Genomic DNA, 3,726 nt, shown 5'->3' on the forward strand with positions numbered 1-3,726 from the left:
CACGACGAAGCCGCGAACCGGCCGGTGCTTTTTACACCCACTTTCGGACGCGACCCTGCTCTCAAACGCGAAGTGCTTCAGGACAACAGCTGCTGGCCCGACGCTGCCACATGCCGGCGCGAAGTCTTCCGCTGGCTTGCCCGCTACAACATCAAACGCCGGCACTCCTACTGCCGCCATTCCAGCCCCGCCGCCTACGAAAGGATCCACACACCCGCTACGCTGCCCAAAGCTGCTTAACCACAAATCCCGTGTCCACTACCCGGGGTCAAGGCCCGTCGATGACTCCGCCATGCCCATTGCTCCGGAGCCGAGGCACAAAAGTCTCGCAGCCGTAGATAACGCCCCAGAGGTTGACAGAAATCGCCGCTTTCCAGTCCTCGATTGACGTCGCGCCGATGCGGTTGCCGCCTGCACCGATTCCGGCGTTGTTGATGACGAGGCTCGCGGCCTTCCCGAACCAGTCTTCGCTCACATCAGCGAGGTTGCGGATCTGCTCAAGATCGGTGACGTCGCATGCGATGTCGAAGCCCTCGCCGCCAGCCTGCCTTACCAACTCTGCCGACTCTTTTGCGGTGACGGGATCTCTGTCGGCGCAAACCACGCGTCCGCCTCGGCGTGCAAGCTCAACGGCGAATGCGCGGCCGATACCGCTTCCTGCGCCCGTAACGACTGCATCGGCTCGGCGCGTTCTGCCTGGTGCGCCGCCGAATGGCAGCAATCTCATTCGTCTGCCTTTCGGGTCGCGACATTGACGTCTGCTGTGAGGGAACTCTCATCTGGGGGCACCAGCCACCATTGGTGTCGCATGCCACCAGTTTGGTCGTGGAACGAGCACCTTGTCAAGATGGAGAGGTGCGGTCGAGAAACAAGCGCTGGGGTGGTCGGACCGGGGCCGAGCGTCGTGCCGAGCGACGGCAGCAATTGATCGAGGCCGCAACCGAGATTTGGAGTGAGAGCGGTTGGGCCGCGGTCACTATGCGCGGCGTATGCGCCCGCACAGGGCTGAACGATCGATACTTCTACGAGGGCTTCAAGACGCGTGATGAGCTGCTCGTTGCCGCGTGGGATGGCGTCCGCAATGACATGCTCGGCGAGGTCGCCGCGCTCTTCAACGAGCGTGCGAATCGGCCGCCGATCGAAACCATCACCGCGGCGATCACGATTGTGGTCGACCGGATCGCACGCGATCCCGGCCGGGCACGCGTCCTCCTCGCTCAGCATGTCGGTAGCCAACCGCTACAAGACCGCCGCGCCGTGGCGCTACAGGAAGCAACGCAGTTGGTCGTTGAGGCAAGCCGGCCACACCTCCGGCAAGATGCCGACGAGATCGCCCTTCGCATGGACACTCTGATCGCTGTCGGGGGGTTCGTCGAAGTCATCACCGCCTGGCACTCGGGTTTGCTTGCGGTGACCGAGAAGGAAGTGGTCGCGCACACCAGTAGACTTGCTGAAACCCTGGCTCAACGCTATGTCGTCAGCGACTGATCGAGGCTCACAACAGGGCCAGCCAGCCCCGTGGCGATCGCTGCGAACCGCATTTGCGGGTCCGACCGCCGTCTCGCCCGGCTACCGAGCACCGAATCCGTGAGTCGACCGGCGCGTCACACCCTGTTCGGAAGAGCGACGCAGGAACGGTGCTCCTGCGTCGCCGAACTTCCGTACCTTTGCTATCCCGGCTGAGCGATAACTCTCTGTGAACCGTCTTGGTCGAACAGTTCTTTGCTCCAACGCTCCAGGACCGCGGCGCTGTCCCAATCATCAGGATGGAAACCCGGGCGGTTGTAGGAACGGAATCGCCGCAGCGCATCGGCGGTGAACATCGGAGTGCGACTGAAGCGGTACAGACTGCGCACCAACGTGACCGGGTTATACGAGGCTTTGTCAGCGGCCATGGACAGGGCAGTCTGCAGAATGAGTTCGCCGAACAGAATTACTGAAGCGATCCGCATGCCCCGTACACGGATGCGCTCGGTTCCTCCCACGAGCCGATAGACGTCGAAGGCAACCGCTTTATGCTCCGACTCCTCGAAGGCATGCCACAGCAGAATCGGTCGAACCTCTGTCTGTCCGATGAGCTTCTGGGCGTCTTCGCTGGTAAGAATGATTTCTGCCAGCGTAGCGGTGTAGTGCTCCAACGCGGAGGTCATGGACAGCCGCATTTCCGGCGAAAAGCGCCGTTCCAATCGCTTGATCAGGCGTGCGACATGACGGTCGATTCGCGCGGTCGGATACCCCATGACCTGGAGTCGCTCGTTGAGGAGACGATGCTGGTGTCGATGTGTGGCCTCTTGTCCGATGAAACCCTTGACCGCTGTCGCCAATTGGGGATCGTCGATGGAACTCTGGAAGTTCCTGACCGAGCGGATGAAGAAATCCTCGCCTTCCGGGAACGTCGCAGAAAGCACCGAGATGAAATGGCTCATCACCAGGTCGCCATCGACAAAATGTTGCCTCTTCGTGGAGGTCGGCATCGGAAAACGAACACGCCTGGGTTTTGGCAGCACGCGGGTCCTGGCCGGGGCTTGATCTTCCGACATTTGAGGTCCTTCCTCGAAGTTGTATCTGACTTTATACCTTGTCAGATAAGACTGCCAGACTGTAGGACATGAGTCCAGCACGTGTTTATGGCGGGCTGTCCGCAGCTCAACGCGATGCGCAGCGCCGCGTGATGTTGATTGATGCCGCAGTCTCAATCATGGGCACCCACGGAGCTGCCGCGTGCACCGTGACCGCCGTGTGTGCGAAGTCAGGCGTGACGAGCCGGTACTTCTACCAGCAGTTTCGCGACCGAGACGCGCTCTTGCTCGCGGTATTTGCCAAGATCTCCGCCACCTTCCAAGCGGTGATAACCAGCGCCATTCCGGACGACACGGTTGCGCCTCAAGAACTCGCCTACGCTCCGATCAAGGCCCTGGTTCAGGTGATCGAGAACGATCCCAGCATGGCCCGCATACTGTTTGTCGAATCGGGCGCGGAACCCCTTCTTCGGCAACTGCGAAGCGAACTGATGACCGATTTTGCGGAGCTGGTCCTCAGAGAGGCCCGTTTGCACCTCGATATACCCAGCGATGTGCTTCAAGTCGCAGATCTCGCCGCTACCTACGGTGTCGGGGGCCTGTTCGAGATACTCCGTCGCTGGATAGACGGACAACTGAACCTCTCGACTGAAATGCTTATCGAGCACGGTGCGGGTTTTCTCGGCAGTCTCGGGCTGTATATCCTCGGGCAGGCGCCTGATCAGGCCGCTCCGCGGCTGGCCGCAGTTGACGAGAACCGATAGATTCTGACCGACCCGGCGTTATGCAGGCTCGGTTGGCTGAGGCGCATGGCGCGACGCTGACAATCACTGCTGGCGTTCACCCGAGATCGCGACCGTCGACCACGCGCGCCGGACGAGGAACTCGATACGACCTCGCAAGGGCCCTGTGTGCCGTCGCGCCCGCAGTCTATTTCGATCGCTCGATCTGCACCGAAGCGCACCGCTTCGTCCATCGCGATTCGACGGAGGGCCTTGACCCCGGGTGGTGGACACGGGATTTGGATTAAGCAGCTTCTGGCAGCGTAGCGAATGTGCGGGTGTTTTCGTAGCTGGCCGGGCTGGAATAGCGGCAGCGGGAGTGCCTCCGTTTCAGGTTGTAGCGGACCAGCCAGCGGAACACTTCGCGGCGGCAGGTCGCAGCGTCGAGCCACTGGCTGCGGTCCTGCAGGATCTCGCGTTTGAGG

At 61.4% G+C, this 3,726-nt stretch carries 3 protein-coding genes and 3 pseudogenes; 3 read left to right on the forward strand and 3 right to left on the reverse strand.

The window, feature by feature from the left end; genetic code table 11:
* Positions 1 to 240: pseudogene (locus CRM90_RS31210) on the forward strand (hypothetical protein); the annotation flags it as partial.
* 37 nt (positions 241 to 277) lie between these two features.
* Here the strand turns inward: CRM90_RS31210 and CRM90_RS29600 are convergent.
* A pseudogene (locus CRM90_RS29600) lies at positions 278 to 727 on the reverse strand (SDR family NAD(P)-dependent oxidoreductase); the annotation flags it as partial.
* A 128-nt stretch (positions 728 to 855) separates the two neighbouring features.
* Here CRM90_RS29600 and CRM90_RS29605 point away from each other — a divergent pair.
* Complete coding sequence (locus tag CRM90_RS29605) at positions 856 to 1,488, forward strand: TetR/AcrR family transcriptional regulator (protein ID WP_102810401.1); 633 nt, start codon at positions 856 to 858, stop codon at positions 1,486 to 1,488.
* Between the two features lie 182 nt (positions 1,489 to 1,670).
* Here CRM90_RS29605 and CRM90_RS29610 read toward each other — a convergent pair whose 3' ends face one another.
* Positions 1,671 to 2,540, reverse strand: a complete 870-nt coding sequence (locus tag CRM90_RS29610; protein ID WP_102810402.1) for a metal-dependent hydrolase — start codon at positions 2,538 to 2,540, stop codon at positions 1,671 to 1,673.
* A gap of 68 nt (positions 2,541 to 2,608) precedes the next feature.
* Here CRM90_RS29610 and CRM90_RS29615 point away from each other — a divergent pair, with 68 nt between their 5' ends.
* Positions 2,609 to 3,283, forward strand: a complete 675-nt coding sequence (locus CRM90_RS29615; protein WP_102810403.1) for a TetR/AcrR family transcriptional regulator — start codon at positions 2,609 to 2,611, stop codon at positions 3,281 to 3,283.
* A 262-nt stretch (positions 3,284 to 3,545) separates the two neighbouring features.
* Here the strand turns inward: CRM90_RS29615 and CRM90_RS31215 are convergent.
* Positions 3,546 to 3,726 (reverse strand): annotated as a pseudogene (locus CRM90_RS31215) (IS3-like element ISTesp3 family transposase); the annotation flags it as partial.

The sequence above is a fragment of the Mycobacterium sp. ENV421 genome, assembly GCF_002887815.1.
Taxonomy (GTDB): domain Bacteria; phylum Actinomycetota; class Actinomycetes; order Mycobacteriales; family Mycobacteriaceae; genus Mycobacterium.

What these genes read in the sequence shown, in the direction of transcription:
- CRM90_RS29615 (WP_102810403.1), top strand. Translation starts at nt 2,609, where the DNA reads ATGAGTCCAGCACGTGTTTATGGCGGGCTGTCCGCAGCTCAACGCGAT.
- CRM90_RS29610 (WP_102810402.1), bottom strand. Translation starts at nt 2,540, where the DNA reads ATGTCGGAAGATCAAGCCCCGGCCAGGACCCGCGTGCTGCCAAAACCC.